The 15,499-nt window shown below is 59.1% G+C and carries 14 protein-coding genes; 7 read left to right on the forward strand and 7 right to left on the reverse strand.

All coding sequences use genetic code 11. The features are described 5' to 3' along the window. Positions 1-99 precede the first annotated feature (99 nt). Positions 100-939: a diaminopimelate epimerase gene (gene dapF, locus MTP42_RS04855; protein WP_117477291.1), complete on the reverse strand. Its 840-nt coding sequence runs from the start codon at positions 937-939 to the stop codon at positions 100-102. Between the two features lie 288 nt (positions 940-1,227). Here dapF and acpP point away from each other — a divergent pair, with 288 nt between their 5' ends. The 6 genes from acpP (at position 1,228) to mgtE (ending at position 6,720) form a co-directional block, all read left to right on the forward strand. Then, positions 1,228-1,461, forward strand: coding sequence for an acyl carrier protein (gene acpP, locus MTP42_RS04860; protein WP_005932296.1), 234 nt, complete (start codon positions 1,228-1,230; stop codon positions 1,459-1,461). 133 nt (positions 1,462-1,594) lie between these two features. Then, positions 1,595-3,034: a proline--tRNA ligase gene (gene proS / locus MTP42_RS04865; protein ID WP_156057514.1), complete on the forward strand. Its 1,440-nt coding sequence runs from the start codon at positions 1,595-1,597 to the stop codon at positions 3,032-3,034. A gap of 142 nt (positions 3,035-3,176) precedes the next feature. Continuing rightward, positions 3,177-3,548, forward strand: coding sequence for a GntR family transcriptional regulator (locus MTP42_RS04870; RefSeq protein ID WP_005932304.1), 372 nt, complete (start codon positions 3,177-3,179; stop codon positions 3,546-3,548). A 3-nt stretch (positions 3,549-3,551) separates the two neighbouring features. Next, entirely contained in the window at positions 3,552-4,394 is an 843-nt protein-coding gene (locus tag MTP42_RS04875) for an ABC transporter ATP-binding protein (protein WP_227611622.1), read from the forward strand. Continuing rightward, complete coding sequence (locus tag MTP42_RS04880; RefSeq protein WP_249258084.1) at positions 4,391-5,041, forward strand: ABC-2 transporter permease; 651 nt, start codon at positions 4,391-4,393, stop codon at positions 5,039-5,041. Before MTP42_RS04875 ends, MTP42_RS04880 begins: the two co-directional genes overlap by 4 nt. A gap of 299 nt (positions 5,042-5,340) precedes the next feature. Then, on the forward strand, positions 5,341-6,720 hold the full coding sequence (mgtE, locus tag MTP42_RS04885; RefSeq protein WP_349165575.1) for a magnesium transporter: 1,380 nt from the start codon (positions 5,341-5,343) through the stop codon (positions 6,718-6,720). 164 nt (positions 6,721-6,884) lie between these two features. Here the strand turns inward: mgtE and MTP42_RS14695 are convergent, their stop codons facing one another. The 6 genes from MTP42_RS14695 to MTP42_RS04920 form a co-directional block, all read right to left on the reverse strand. Continuing rightward, the gene (locus MTP42_RS14695) at positions 6,885-8,030 is read right to left on the reverse strand and encodes a GNAT family N-acetyltransferase (protein WP_330221139.1); all 1,146 of its coding nucleotides are present in this window, start codon (positions 8,028-8,030) and stop codon (positions 6,885-6,887) included. Between the two features lie 239 nt (positions 8,031-8,269). Beyond that, entirely contained in the window at positions 8,270-8,752 is a 483-nt protein-coding gene (locus MTP42_RS04900) for a YhcH/YjgK/YiaL family protein (RefSeq protein ID WP_249258085.1), read from the reverse strand. 3 nt (positions 8,753-8,755) lie between these two features. After that, a complete protein-coding gene (locus MTP42_RS04905) occupies positions 8,756-9,661 on the reverse strand; it encodes an SPFH domain-containing protein (protein ID WP_005932322.1) in 906 nt (301 codons plus the stop codon). Between the two features lie 16 nt (positions 9,662-9,677). After that, a complete protein-coding gene (locus tag MTP42_RS04910) occupies positions 9,678-10,127 on the reverse strand; it encodes an NfeD family protein (RefSeq protein ID WP_005932324.1) in 450 nt (149 codons plus the stop codon). Between the two features lie 149 nt (positions 10,128-10,276). Further along, positions 10,277-12,133 (reverse strand): glycoside hydrolase family 13 protein, encoded by a 1,857-nt coding sequence (locus MTP42_RS04915; protein ID WP_249258086.1) that lies wholly within the window; start codon positions 12,131-12,133, stop codon positions 10,277-10,279. A 238-nt stretch (positions 12,134-12,371) separates the two neighbouring features. Then, positions 12,372-14,768: a glycogen/starch/alpha-glucan phosphorylase gene (locus tag MTP42_RS04920; RefSeq protein WP_227622435.1), complete on the reverse strand. Its 2,397-nt coding sequence runs from the start codon at positions 14,766-14,768 to the stop codon at positions 12,372-12,374. Between the two features lie 331 nt (positions 14,769-15,099). Here MTP42_RS04920 and zapA point away from each other — a divergent pair, with 331 nt between their 5' ends. Continuing rightward, the gene (gene zapA / locus MTP42_RS04925) at positions 15,100-15,489 is read left to right on the forward strand and encodes a cell division protein ZapA (RefSeq protein WP_005932333.1); all 390 of its coding nucleotides are present in this window, start codon (positions 15,100-15,102) and stop codon (positions 15,487-15,489) included. Positions 15,490-15,499 lie beyond the last annotated feature (10 nt).

The following is a 15,499-nucleotide window of genomic DNA, read 5'->3' on the forward strand; positions in this document are numbered from 1 at the left end:
TGCAGCGTCTACGCCAGCAGAAGCTGACCGTTGAGCCGCAATTGCCTCTCCCTTTGGGAGAGGTGGCATTGCAAAGCAATGACGGAGAGGGCGAGGATGTTAAACTTCCGCAACTCCCTCGTACACCGTGACAGCGCTGCCGGTCATCAGCAGCTGCCTGCCGGGCAGTACCCGGATAACCAGCTCACCGCCGCGCAGCTGCACATGGATATCCTGCCCGGCGGGGCAGATGCCCAGCTCAGTCAGAGCCGCCACGGTGGCACAGGTGCCGGTGCCGCAGGCCCAGGTCTCGCCGCTGCCGCGTTCCCACACCCGCATCTTCAGGTGGGCGGCATCCACCACCTGCACGAACTCGGTGTTGATGCGCTCCGGGAAGTTGGCGTGATGCTCGAACGCCGGGCCGATGGCTTCCAGCTTCAGGCTGTCCACATCCTCCACCACGGTCACGCAGTGGGGGTTGCCCACGCTGATGCAGGTCACCTTCCACACTTTTCCCTCTACGGTGAGCGGCTGATCCACCAGCGGGCCTTCGCCCATGTGGATGGCAGGCAGGTCGGCCGGCAGGGTGCTGTAAGCGCCCATCTCCACCTGCCACAGCTGTGCGCCCTGTCGGGTGATGCGCTTGACACCGCTGTTGGTGTCGATGGTCAGGACAGGCTTTTCCACCCCGTGGGTGTAGAGCCACTCGGCCACACAGCGCACGCCGTTGCCGCACATCTGGGCCTCGCTGCCGTCTGCGTTGAAAATGCGCATCCGGCCATCGGCCCCGGGGGTCACAGGGGCGCAGATGCAGATGATGCCGTCCGCACCCACGGAAAAATGCCGGGCAGAGAGCCGCTGTGCAAGCGCAGCAATGTCTGCGGGCACACCGGATGCACGGCAGTCCAGATAGATGTAATCATTGGCACAGCCCTGCATCTTGGTAAATGACAATTTCATGGAGCATTCTCCTTTACAGGCGGGACCTCTGCGGCCATGCTGATGCAGCATGGCCGCAGAGGTTTGGTTCGTCACATATAATCATAAGAATCAAACGGGCTTCTGTCAAGCAAAAAAGAGGGCTTTGTGCAATTTTCATCGGTTTTTTCTGCCCGTAAAGGGCCGGAATGCAAAACAGGGCTTGACAAGATACGGCCCATGGGATATAAAAAGAGAGAGTGCTTTTGCACGCCGGAGAGGGCGTGCAGGCAGAGAAGAAAGAATCATTGACAAAAGGAGACCGCGACGATGGATACTTTTGAAAAGATCCGTGCACTGCTGGCAGAGCAGCTGGATATTGACCCTGCTAAGATCACGATGGAGAGCGACATTATGAGTGATTTCGAGGCCGACAGCCTGGATATCGTGGACATGGTGATGACGCTGGAGGATGAGTTTGGCATTGAGGTGCCGGACGATGCCATCGAGAATCTGCGCACCGTGGGCGACGTGGTGGAATTTGTGGACAGCCACAAGGGCTGATAACAGTTTTGCAAAAAGGCCCCGCACCCGCAGCGCTGCACACGGCGGCACTGCAGCGGGGCTTTTAATATGAGCTCGTGCGGAACGGCTGGAACACAGGCGTTTGGCGCACGGCTTAGGAGGATATAACAAAATGGCAAAAGACAACAAGAAGCTTGTGCAGGCGATCACCAGCCAGGAAGAAAACTTTGCACAGTGGTACACCGACATCTGCGTCAAGGCAGAGCTGGTGGAGTACTCCAGTGTCAAGGGCTTCATCATCCTGCGCCCCTATGGTCAGGCCATCTGGGAGCTGATCCAGAAGGACATGGATGCCCGGTTCAAGGCAACCGGTCACGAGAACGTGGCCATGCCCGTGCTGATCCCCGAGAGCCTGCTGCAGAAGGAAGGCGAGCTGGTCAATGGCTTCGCGCCGGAGGTGGCGTGGGTCACGATGGGCGGCTCTGACAAGCTGGAAGAGCGCCTGGCGGTGCGTCCCACCAGCGAGACCATGTTCTGTGACCATTGGTCCCGTGTGCTGCACAGCTACCGTGAGCTGCCCATGAAGTACAACCAGTGGTGCAGCGTGGTGCGCTGGGAAAAGACCACCCGTCCCTTCCTGCGCAGCCGTGAGTTCTGGTGGCAGGAAGGCCACACCATCCACGAGACTGCCGCCGAGGCCGAGGCTGAGACCCAGCAGCAGCTGAACTGCTACGCGGATGTCTGCGAGCAGGATCTGGCCATCCCTGTTGTCAAGGGCCGCAAGACCGATAAGGAGAAGTTTGCCGGTGCCGAGGCTACCTATACCATCGAAGCCATGATGAAGGACGGCAAGGCCCTGCAGAGCGGCACCAGCCATTACTTCGGCGATAAGTTCAGCAAGGCTTACGACGTGACCTTTACCGGCCGCGACAACCAGCTGCATCACCCGTTCCAGACCAGCTGGGGCGTTTCCACCCGTCTGGTGGGTGCCATCATTATGACCCACGGCGATGACGACGGCCTGATCCTGCCCCCGGCAGTGGCCCCCATCCAGGTCGTGGTCGTGCCCATCGCCGCCCACAAGCCCGGCGTTTCCGAGAAGGCCGCTGAGCTGGCTGAGAAGATCAGCAAGTACGCCCGCGTCAAGCTGGATGACAGCGACAACGCCCCCGGCTGGAAGTTCTCCCAGTGGGAGATGAAGGGCGTGCCCCTGCGCCTGGAGATCGGCCCCAAGGATCTGGAAAAGAACCAGTGCGTGCTGGTTCGCCGCGACACCCGTGAAAAGATCTTCGTGAGCCTGGATGAGCTGGAGACCGCGATCCCGGCCCAGCTGGAGGCCCTGCGCAAGGACCTGTACGAGCGTGCCCTCGCCAACCGCGAGAAGCGCACCTGGGCAGCCACCACCATGGAGGAAGTCAAGGAGCTGGCCAAGGCCAACACCGGCTACATCAAGACCATGTGGTGCGGCGACCTGGCCTGCGAGATGAAGATGAAGGAAGAGGCTGGCCTGTCCAGCCGCTGCATGCCCTTTGAGCAGGAGCATCTCAGCGATGTCTGCCCCTGCTGCGGCAAGCCCGCCAGCAAGATGGTCTACTGGGGCGTGGCCTACTAAGCCGCCCCACAGTCAGAGCCTGATCAGATGAAAAAAGCAGCTTTCCCGTCCAACGGGAGAGCTGCTTTTTGTATCTGCCTATTGACAACCATGTATCTATTGTATATACTGTAAATATACAGATACAACGGAGGCGGCAGACATGAATCTCTTCATCGATAACAAGAGCGGTGCACCCATCTACGAGCAGCTCTACACCCAGATCAAGAACCAGATTTTGAGCGGGGAACTGCAGCCGGAGGAAGCTATGCCGTCCATCCGGGGGCTGGCGCGGGACCTGCGCATCAGCGTTATCACCACAAAGCGGGCCTACGATGAGCTGGAACAGGAGGGCTTTTTGTACGCCGTGCCCGCCAAGGGCTTTTTCGTGGCGGCGAAAAACACCGAGCTGCTCCGGGAAGAAAACCTGAAAAAAATCGAAGCACACCTGACGGAAGCCGTCCGGCTGGCGGCACCCTGCGGGCTGACCAAACAGGAACTGACCGAAATGTTGGAATTGCTGTGGGAGGAATGAACCATGAACGCATTAGAACTGCACGGCCTTGAAAAGCACTACCCGGATTTTGCGCTGGGGCCCATTGATCTGGAACTGCCCGGCGGCACAGTCTGCGGGCTGATCGGTGAGAACGGCGCGGGCAAGAGCACGACCATTAAGCTGATCCTGGACATGATCGACGGGGACGCTGGCACTGTGAAGCTGTTCGGGCAGGAGGGGATCACCCCGCTTGCCAAAGCCGATATCGGCGTGGTGCTGGGCGGCGAAGGCATCCCCACCTGCCTGACCGCGCCGCAGGTGGGGAAAGTGATGGCAGGCATCTATCCCAATTGGGATGCCGCCGCCTACGCCGACTGGTGCCGCCGCTTTGACCTGCCGGAGAACAAGAAGTACGCCGATTACTCCACCGGCATGAAGATGAAGCAGTGCCTTGCCGTGGCACTTTCTCATCACCCCAAGCTGCTGCTGTTGGACGAAGCCACCAGCGGCCTGGACCCGGTGGTGCGGGATGAGCTCATCGATCTGCTGCTGGACTTTGTGCGGGATGAGAACCATGCAATTTTGATCTCGTCCCACATCGTCAGCGATTTGGAAAAGCTCTGCGATACCATTGCGTTCCTGCACAAGGGCAGGCTCCTGCTCTGTGAGGACAAGGACACGCTGCGGGAGGAGTACGCCCTCTGGCACGGCACTGCCGGGCAATTGGAGGAGCTGGATAAAAACGCCATCGTCAGCCGTCGGGTGACAGCCTACGGGGCCGAGGCACTGGTGAAGAGGGAACTTGTCCCGGCGGGCAGCACCCTGACACCGGTGAGCATCGAAGAATTGTTTGTGCTGATGGTGAAAGGGGAGAATGTGCGATGAAAGGTTTGCTGTTGAAGGATTGGTATCAGGTCAGAACCAGTATGAAAACCATGTACCTGACGGTTGCATTTGTGCTGGTGATCTTGGTGTTCAGCACATCGAACGCCTATGTGTTCCCGGTGAGTTATGCGGCCATTTTTCTGGGCATCCTGCCGGTGAACCTGCTCACCTACGACCAGAGCGTCGGTTGGGTGGAGTATGGCCGGACGTTTCCGGTGAGCAAAAAGACGCTGGTGGCGGAAAAGTACCTCATCGGTCTGTTCTGCGCTGCGGCGGCTGTTGTGATCGGAGGACTGTTCGTAACGGTGATCCCGCTGCGCACCGGAACGGCCCCGGACAAGGACGCGCTGTCCCTGCTGGCGGGCAGTGTGTGCGCCATCCTGCTGATCAACGGTATTTCCCTGCCGCTGCTGTACCGCTTTGGGGCCGAAAAAGCCCGCATGATCTACGTCCTGACCTTTGCCGGACTGGGTGCCCTGCTGGGCGGCGGCGGTGCCGTGATGGATGAACTGCAGCAGAACGGCCCGGGAAGTGGGCCGCTGCCTGTGCCCCTCTGGCTGGCCGCAGTGCTTCTGCTGGCGGTACTGGCCCTGTATGCCGTGTCCTGGCGGGTGTCGGTGGCATGGTATGGAAAGTATAAGAAGTAAGCTCTTCTTTGTGCAATATAGCAATAATCCGGTAAAAAAACTGTAAAAGGGGTTGAAAAATCCGGCCCGGCGTAGTATGATAACGGGGCTGAAAGAAAAATCTTACACCAAGGAGGAGTTTGTTTCCATGTCCAGTGACCATACGGATCACCCCAAACAACGCTTCTCCTGCGATGCGGGCCGTGCAAACGTGTTAGCCGCATCCTGAACTGCATGCCCTTTGTACACCGCAGGAGTTGTAACCAGACCGATGCGGTGTATTTTTTATGCCCGGAAACGGGAAATGGAGGGACCAAACCATGCAGAAGAAAAATTATGTGCAGGAGATTCTGGACATCATCCACAGCGGCCTGCCCCAGGCAGAGTTGGCTGAAAAGCTGTCCGATTACCATGAAAATGACCTGGCCGATGCCCTGACGGCCCTGACACCGGAGGAGCGTCAGAAGGTGTACACCACACTGGGCGTGGATACGGTGGCAGAGATCTTCTCCTATCTGGATGACGCAGAGCCTTACCTGAAGGAGCTGGACCCCGAGCGGGCCGCCCGGGTCATCTCCCACATGGATTCGGACGATGCCGTAGATGCTCTGGATGACCTGGAAGAGGACGATAAGGCAAAGATCGTCCACCAGCTGGACAAGGATGCCGCCGATGATGTGAAGCTGCTGCTCTCCTATCACGAGGACGAGATCGGCAGCTGCATGACCACCAACTACATCTGCATCCGCAGGGATATGACCATCCGGCAGGCCATGAGTGAGCTGGTGAAGCAGGCAGGCGAAAACGACAACATCTCCACCCTGTATGTAGTGGATGAGAACGAGCACTTTTATGGTGCCATCGACCTGAAAGACCTCATCGTGGCCCGTGCGGAGGAGCGCCTGGAAAAGCTGATCGCCCGCTCCTACCCCTACGTCACCGACCACGAGAAGATCAGCGACTGCATCGACCGCATCGTGGACTACGCCGAGCGCTCGCTCCCTGTCCTGAACGACAGCGGGAAGCTGCTGGGCATCATCACCTCGGCGGATGTGGTCGAGCTGGTGGACGACGAGATGGGCGATGATTACGCAAAACTCGGCGGCTTGACCAGCGAGGAGGACCTGAACGAGGGTGTGTTCCAGAGTGTGAAAAAGCGCCTGCCCTGGCTGATTGCCCTGCTGTTCCTCGGGATGCTGGTGTCCTCGGTGGTGGGGGCGTTTGAATCGGTGGTGGCGGTGCTGCCCATCGTCATCTGCTTCCAGTCCATGGTGCTGGATATGGCCGGCAATGTGGGTACCCAGTCGCTGGCTGTGACCATCCGTGTGCTGGTGGACGAGAACCTGACCACTGCCAAAAAGCTCCAGCTGCTCTGGAAGGAAATGCGGGTGGGCCTGACCAACGGTGCACTGCTGGCCGTGCTGGCGCTGGGCTTCCTAGGCTGCTACATCCACTTCTTCAAGGCTTACGCCTGGGGTGAAGCCTTCCTGCTCTCGGGCTGTGTGGGCGTATCTCTGGTCGTGGCCATGGTGATCTCCAGCCTGGTGGGCACGGTCATCCCCATGCTGTTCCATAAGATCCACATCGACCCCGCCGTGGCTTCCGGCCCGCTCATCACCACCATCAATGATCTGGTGGCGGTGGTGGTCTACTATGGCCTGGCCGCCGTAGTGCTGATCGATATGTTCCATTTGGGCTGAAATAGAGAAAGGCTGCTGCCGACAACTCCCTCAGTCACGGCTTCGCCGCGCCAGCTCCCTCTTGGAGGGAACCTTGACGTAATGGCAATCTGTGAAAGCCTCCCTCATTGAGGGAGGTGGCATCGCGTGAGCGATGACGGAAGGAGTTTGGCAACAGCCTCTTTTTACTTATTCTGTATCCAATACCGCTGTGTCAGCGTTCCATCGGAAGAATCGAACTGCTCATCCTCCAGCACGCCGCCGTTGGCGCGGATGGTCTTTGCTGAGGCGACATTGTAGTGGTCGCAGCAGATGCGCACCTTTTCGATGCCTCGTTCTTTTGCCTTTTCCAGCGTCAGGCAAAGCATCTGGGTGGCGTAGCCGTTCTGCCGCTCCGAGGGGCGGACGCTGTACCCGATGTGCCCTCCGTAGGTCAGCAGGTAATCGTTGAGCCGGTGGCGCAGGTTGGTCATGCCCACCAGATGCTCATGCTCATCCAGAGCCAGATACTCCGTGGCGGGCACGAGACCGGCGGGGGTTGTGGCCGGGTCTTTCAGCTTGCGGAGTTGGGCCAGCCAGGCATCGAAGTCGGCATATTTGTCCAGAGCCGAGGTGCCGTCCATCCGGGAGCCGATGGCCAAAAATTCTTCCCGGTAGGCCATTACCTGTTCCCGGTCGCCCTCATCCGGCTCCCGCAGGTGGATCTTCTGGGGTGAGGTGCGCCGGGTGGCGGTGCGGAAATCCGGAGCCTTCATCAGGCCGTGGCAGTTGCAGTAGAAGTAAAGCACACCTGCGCCCCGCAGGGAGAAGCGGGCAGAGGCATCTCCCTCGGGGTAGAGCTTGACCAGCTGCAGCTTATCGCCGGTGAGGTAGGCCAGAAACGAGATGTAATGGTTTTTCTCCATGGGGTGGTGCAGGGTGACGAAGAGCTCGTCCTCCACCCGTTCCACGGTCAGCTGATGATGCTCGTCGGCATCCTCGGCTTCGGCGATGTCCAGCGCAGGCAGGGTGATGCCGCAGCAGCTCACCACAGCCTGCCCGGTGGCGTGGAGCACATTGCCGCAGAGGGGGCAGACGTAGAGTTTGCTCCGCAGCAGGTTGGCTGCCCGGTTCCGGTTGATGATGGGCTCTCCCTGCATCAGTTCCAGCACGCTGACCCCCAGAGCCGCAGCCAGCGGTTCCAGCAGGGAGATATCGGGCAGACCTTTGGCGGTCTCCCACTTGGAAATGGTCTTGGCGCTGACAGAAAGCATTTCGGCAAGCTCTGCCTGGGTCAGGCCCTTGGCTTCCCGCAGCTGCCGGATGGTGCTGCCTGTGACGTATGTGTTCATAGTAATAACCCTCCTGAATACCCCCCCAGTCTGCTTCGCAGACAGCCCCCGCTAATAGGGGGGCCATTGGCAAAACCGTAAGCTCCTGCTTCTCCGGGTGTGCTGCCCAGCCCCGCAGGGCCGCCCCTACTAGGGGCGGTGGCATCCCGCAGGGATGACGGTGGGGTTTGTTGCTGCCAGCTTACCATACAAAAAAACTCCACGCAACCTACGCTGCGTGGAGTTCGTGCTTTCAGGAATTATTCGGCTTCGGTCCCGTCTTCCTCGTCCGGGTCCAGCTCCATGGTGAACACGGCCTTTTTCAGCTTGCCGCAGCCCTGGGCCTTCAGGCCGGATTTGTACGGCTCCCCGGCCAGATAGAGGGCAAAGCGGCCCTCGCAGAGCATTCCGGCAATGCTGGTGCCGGCGGTGCCCACGGTGGTATCAGCGGCTTCGTCAGCGGGCCGGGTGGGGCTGAACTCGCCCAGGGACACTTCAAACAGCTCGCTGCCCTCGAGGTCGGTCTCAAGGGTCAGGTGGTTGTCGTGCCGGACAAAGGGGGCCTTGTCGCCGGCCTGCGGGGTCACGGTGCTCACCGTGACCACAGCCTTGTCACCATCGATGCGGGTGCGCCCGGCGGGCAGGTTGTTGATATCCCGCGCCATGATGAACTCGATGACGCTGTCCAGACTGCTGCACAGGCCCAGATAGTTGGGGAGATTGTTCAGGGTATCGTAGATCATGGATCAGTCCTCTTTCGGGTCGGTCAGAAGCTCCTTGATGCTGGGTACAACGCCGCCCAGATTTTGCAGCTCCGACGGGATGATGATCTTGGTGGCCTTGCCATTGGCGACCTTGGCCAGTGCCTCCAGGCTGCGCAGAGCCAGCACCTTGTCGTTGGGCATGGCCTCGTTCAGCAGGCGGATGGCATCGGCGTTGGCCTTCTGCACCGCGAGAATGGCCTGCGCCTCGCCCTCAGCTTCGAGAATGCGCTGCTGTTTGACGGCATCGGCGCGGAGGATGGCGGCTTCCTTTTCGCCCTCGGCGGCGGTGATGGCGGCCTGCTTCTCACCGTCGGCCTTCAGGATGACGGCGCGCTTTTCGCGCTCTGCCTTCATCTGCTTCTCCATGGCTTCCTGGATCTCGCGCGGCGGGATGATGTTCTTGACCTCCACGCGGTTGACCTTGATGCCCCACTTGTCGGTGGCTTCATCGAGGATGGCCGTGATCTTGCCGTTGATGACATCGCGGCTGGTCAGGGTGTGATCCAGCTCCATCTCACCGATGATGTTGCGCAGGGTGGTGGCGGAAAGGCTCTCGATGGCTGCGATGGGCTGGTTGACACCGTAGGTGTAGAGCTTGGCATCCATGACCTGGAAGAACACCACGGTGTCGATCTGCATGGTAACGTTATCGCGGGTAATCACAGGCTGGGGAGGGAAGTCCGCGACCTGCTCCTTCAGGCTGACCTTTTTGGCGATCCGCTCAATGAACGGGATCTTGACATGCAGGCCGGCCGACCAGGTGTCGGAGTAGCTGCCCAGACGCTCCACAACGTACACCATGGACTGAGGCACGATGACGATGTTGGTGACGACGATGAGCAGGATGACAAAGATGAGCGCGAGGATCACGAACAGCATGATAGGCATAGAGACGCTCCTTTTTTCAGTGGTTGATGGATTCGGTCAGGATGGGTTCCACGATGAGCAGGGTGCTGTGGATCTCGGTGACCCGGCAGGCCTGCCCGGGGGTCAGGGTATCGCCGGGGGTGGCGCAGCGGGCGCTCCAGTCCACGCCATCCAGCCGCACCCGGCCCGTCTGCTGGGCAGAAACGGGGGTCAGCACCCGGGCCTCCCGGCCAAGGGCGCGGTCACCGTTGGTGGGGGTGGGCTGCTTGTGCAGCCGTTTGGCCAGCGGCTTGAATGCCAGCAGGCAGACCGCGCTGACCGCAATGAACACCACCGCCTGCACCCGGAACGAGTGGGTGAACAGGCAGCAGAGCAGGGCTGCCGCGCTGCCTGCCGCAAACCAGACGGATACCATGCTGAAGGTCATGCCCTCCAGCGCCAGGAAACCGACGGCGGCAAGGAGCCAGAAAATGGGGTCAATGGACATCGAACATCCCTCCTTCTTCGTTTATTATATAACAAAGACGTGGAAATGACAATATGTTGTTATTTAAGGGCGAGTGCTGCTCTGTCCAACCTCTCAGTCGCAGGCTTCGCCGCGTCAGCGAAGATGACGGAGAGGTTTAATCCGTCTCCTTATACATAATCATAGTAGCTGTGGTCCGGGTTATGCCCCACCTCTTCCACCACGATGGTGAAGCCCATGGGATTCACCTCAGTGCTCTTGCCGCTGGCAAGGGTCTCCACGATGATATGTTCGGTGCGGTTGACGATGATCTCCGCAGTCTCCACCTTGCCCACCCGCTGGTAGTGCAGGATACCGTCCTCGGCACGCAGGACCCGCAGCTGGCCGGTGCGGAAGGCCTCGCAGGTGTGGCGGAGCTGTGCCAGCTGTGCCAGCACGGGGCGCAGGCGCTGTTCGTGGGCATCCCACCGGAAGAAAGCCCGGTTGAAGGGATCCCGGTAGCCCTGCATGGCGATCTCGTCGCCGTAGTACAGACAGGGCACACCCGGCAGGGTGTAGATGATGGCGTAGGCCATCCGCAGGCGGAGCAGGCCCTCCTCATAGGCGTCGCCGGTCACACAGCGGCCGCTCTGCCACGCGCGGCCCCGGCCATTGGCGGGCTCGTCAGCAATCACGGTCAGGGCACGCTCGGTGTCGTGGGTGGAGAGGAAGTTCAGGGCGGTGTCCATGGCCGGGGCAGGGTAGTGTTCGCAGATGGTCAGGATCTCCGTCATGGCCTGCTCGGCGGGCTTGCCCTTGACGAAATCCAGCACGGCGTTCTTGAAGGGGTAGTTCATCACGCTGTCCAGGCCCTTGCCCAGCAGATAGGTGCGGCGCTTGTTGAAGCCGAACTTGGTGGTGGCATCCTCCCACACCTCGCCCAGCAGGAACTTTTCGGGGCTGACCCGCTTGACGGCGGCGCGCACCTTCTCAATGAATTCGTCGGGCAGCTCATCGGCTACATCCAGCCGGAAGCCTGCCGCGCCGCGCCGCAGCCAGGTGTCGATGACACCGCCCGGGCCGGTGATGAACTCCACATAGGAGGGGGTCTCCTCGTTGACCTCGGGCAGGGTCTCAAAGCCCCACCAGCTGCGGTAGCCGCCCTTGTACTGGGGGCCGAAATCGTACCAGCAGCGGTAAGGGGAGTTGGGGTCCCGGTACGCGCCGCCCTCGCCATAGCGGCCCTCGCGGTTGAAATAGCGGCTGTCGGAGCCGGTATGGCTGAACACACCGTCCAGCACGATGCCGATGCCGTACTTCTGGGCGGCGGTGCACAGTGCCTCAAAATCTTCGTTGGTGCCCAGCAGGGGGTCCACATTCAGGTAGTCGGCGGTGTTGTAGCGGTGGTTGGAGTGGGCCTCAAAGATGGGGTTGAGATAGATGAAATCCACCCCCATCTCGTGCAGGTAAGGGAGCTTTTGCTGGATGCCCTTGAGGTCGCCGCCGAAATAATCCTCATTCAGGTGGCCACCCACCTCGTTGGGCTGCCAGAAGGGCTCGGCGTGCTTGTCGGCCTGATAGATGCGGTCGGCAAAGGGCATGGGCTTGTTCTCCACGCCTTCGCAGAAGCGGTCCGGGAAGATCTGATAGAACACCTTGCCCTTGATGCTTTCGGGGGTCTCAAAGTCCTGCTCATAGACCGTGATCTGCCAGCTTTCGCCATCCTGCCAGCTGATCACGCCGCAGTTGTCGGGGCCGCGCACGATGCGGCGGAAGTCGGTGTAGAGGTCGAAGTAGTAGAAGTAGAGGCCCGGGTCATTCAGAGGCACTTCTACAGAAAAGTGGTTCTGCCTGGGGGTCTGGCCATCGAAGTTCATCCGGTAGTAGACGGGAACATCGAACTTACCCTCTTTTTTCAGGACAAGGTGCGGGTCTACATAGCCCAGCTCCTCGGGGATGCAGAGCGACAGCCGGACAGTCTGCCCGGCGCGCACCGCACCAAAGGGCTGCTTGAAATAGGGGTCAAAACTGTTGAACAGACAAGACAAGTGGGGTCGTTCCTTTCTCAAAAAAAGCCCCGGTTCCGTAATGGCTCCGGGGCAGAGATATATTTGTGCTAAACCCTTCCGTCAATGTTTCGCATTGCCACCTCCCCTAGTAGGGGAGGCCTTGGCAGAACGGTGAAGTCTGTGCGTAAAGGAAAAGCTGTAAAACTTCCCGTAACGCCAGAGGCCCCACTACTAGGGGGGCTGTCACCGTAGGTGACTGGGGGGTTAACCTTTCCAATTACTTCACAGCAGAAGCGTGCCAGATATCGCGGGCGTAATCCAGCACAGAACGGTCTGCGCTGAAGATGCCGCTGTTGGCGGTGTTCTTCAGGCTCATCTGTGCCCACTTCTCGCGGTCAGCATACAGGCGCTGCAGGTCGGCCTGAGCACGGCGGTAATCCTTGAAGTCGGCCATGACCATATAAGGATCGCTGGTGCGCAGGTTCTCGGTGACCTCGTGGAAGTCCTCGCCGTTCCAGCCGCGCTCCAGGAAGTTCAGAGTGGCATTTGCCACGTCATCGCCCATGATGAAGGCGCTGGGGTGGTAGCCCACCTGCTTGAGGTTGTTGACCTCGGGAGTCAGCATGCCGAAGATCAGCTCGTTCTCCTTGCCGGCGGCATCGGCGATCTCAACATTTGCGCCGTCCAGCGTACCCAGCGTGATGGCACCGTTCAGCATGAACTTCATGTTGCCGGTACCGGAAGCCTCGGTGCCAGCCAGAGAGATCTGCTCAGAGACCTCGGCAGCGGGCATCAGGTGCTCGCTCAGGGAGACGCAGTACTCTTCCAGATAGACCACGCGCAGCTTGTCGCGCACGGCGGGATCATTGTTGATCAGGTCGCCCAGCTTGCAGATCATCCGGATCATCTGCTTGGCCATGTAGTAGCCGGGGGCAGCCTTTGCGCCGAAGATATAGGTCTTGGGGATGAAGTCGGCGTTGGGGTTCTCCTTCAGATACAGATACTGAGCGGCGATGTTCAGGGCGTTCAGGTGCTGACGCTTGTACTCGTGCATCCGCTTGACCTGGCAGTCGAAGATGGAATTGGGGTCGATGACCTGGCCGGTGCTCTTCTCCAGATAGGCGGCAAAGTTCTTCTTATTGTTCAGCTTGATCTCGTTGATGCGCTTCAGCACGGTCTTGTCGTCCGCATACTTGTTCAGCTTGGAGAGGTTGGAAGCGTCGTGCTTGTACTCTTCGCCGATGGTCTCGTCCAGCAGTTTGCACAGCTCAGGGTTGGAGGCCAGCAGCCAGCGGCGGTAAGCGATGCCGTTGGTCACGTTCTTGAAGGCCTGGGGCTTGAACAGGTAGTAATCGTGGAACACGCTCTCCTTGATGATCTCACTGTGCAGCTTGGACACGCCGTTGATGCTGTTGGCAGTGTAGGCGCAGATGTTTGCCATGCGGACCTGGTTGTCGCCGATCAGGGCCATGTAGTTGATCTTGCCCTCGTCGCCGGGGAATGCCTTCTCCAGCTCCTCGCGGGCACGGCGGTTCATCTCGACCACGATCTGGTAGATGCGGGGCAGGGTCATCTTGAAGATGTCCACATTCCACTTCTCCAGAGCCTCGGCCATAACGGTGTGGTTGGTGTAGGCAAAGACCTTCTGGCAGATCTCAAAGGCCTTATCCCAGTCAAAGCCGCACTCGTCCAGCAGGATGCGCATCATCTCAGGGATGGCCAGCGTGGGATGGGTGTCGTTCAGCTGGATGGCGACCTTGTCGGCCAGATTCTCCAGCGTGCCGTAGGTGGACAGGTGGTTCTGCACGATATCGCCGATGGATGCGGCAGAGAGGAAGTACTGCTGGCGCAGGCGCAGGATCTTGCCCTCAATGTGGTTGTCGTTGGGGTACAGCACCTTGGAAATCAGCTCGGCGCTGGCGTTCTTGCTCATGGCAGTGTTGTAGTTGCCCAGAGAGAAGCTGGACATATCAAAGTCAGGAGCCTTGGCCTGCCACAGGCGCAGCTTGGCAACGCCCTTGCCGTCGTAGCCCTGCACATACATGTCGGAGGGCACAGCCATAACGCTGTTGTAGTTGGTGTGCTGGATATAGTGGAAGCCGTGATCCCAGTTCTCGCGGATCTCGCCGTCAAAGCGGACCTCGATGGCCTGATCGGGGTGGCTCTTCAGCCAGACCTGACCACCGGGCAGCCAGTTGTCAGCGCGCTCCTGCTGCCAGCCGTCCACGATCTTCTGCTTGAAAATGCCGTACTCGTACAGGATGGAGTAGCCGGTGCCGCAGATGCCGGTGGTGGCCATGCCGTCCAGATAGCAGGCTGCCAAACGGCCCAGACCGCCGTTGCCCAGGCCTGCATCGGGCTCTTCCTCAAAGATGCCTTCGATGTTGATGTCGGCATCAGCCAGCACCTTCTGGGCAACATCTTCCAGACCCAGGTTGAACAGACTCATCTTCAGGCTGCGGCCCATCAGGAACTCCATGCAGAGGTAGTATACCTGCTTGGTACCGGTGCCAATGGCCTTGGACTGGAACTTTTTGTGGTTTTCGCTCATCATCTGACGGCAGATCAGGGCAAGAGAGCGGTAGATCTGCTGCTTGGAAGCAACGCTCAGATCCACGCCGTACTCGCTGGTCAGCTTGTCCTGAAGAATTTTTGCAAATTCTTTTGTAGTCATAAGGAACTCCTATCCGCACACACACTTGTGCTGTTTTGAAATATCGCAACAGGGAATTTCTCCTCTTTCCCTCTCCCTGTTACCACAACAAGAACATTATAATCAGTTCTATTCGTAAAAGCAAGGAAAAATGCCGATTTTTGCCGTAACTGACATTTTTATCACAATCTTTCTGGTAAATATGCAAAAAATTCAAAAATAGCACTTTCTCTTGGCACGCATTTATATTATAATAAGAAGTGAACGGCTGTCCCGGCGGGGGCAAAAGCGTGCGCCGGGGCAGGAAACTCGGCCACAAACTCCGCTCAGAGTAATTATTAGTGAGGATACGATGGTTAATAAAGTGAGAGTGACCATTGCGGGCGCGCCCTATGCGATCGCAACGACGGATTCCGAAAAGTATATCGCCTCTCTGGCCAAACGGCTGGATGAGGATATCACCAAGCTGCTGGACACCAACGAAAACCTTTCGGTGACCAAGGCGGCGGTGTTCTGCGCCATGGATTATCTGGATGAATACAAAAAGAGCACCGGCAGCGCCGAGAATATGCGCAGCCAGATCCAGGATTATATTGCCGATGCCGCCAGGGCAAAGCTGGCTGAGGATAAGGTGAGAACGGAAAATGAAACGCTGCGGCGTGAAAACGATGCCCTGCGGGAGCAGCTGGCACGCCTGCAGGCCAAGCAGAAGGCCGACCGGGAAGCAAAGACGGAAGCGTGAATGGGGGCGC

It is taken from the genome of Faecalibacterium sp. I2-3-92 (genome assembly GCF_023347315.1).
Classification (GTDB): domain Bacteria; phylum Bacillota; class Clostridia; order Oscillospirales; family Ruminococcaceae; genus Faecalibacterium; species Faecalibacterium duncaniae.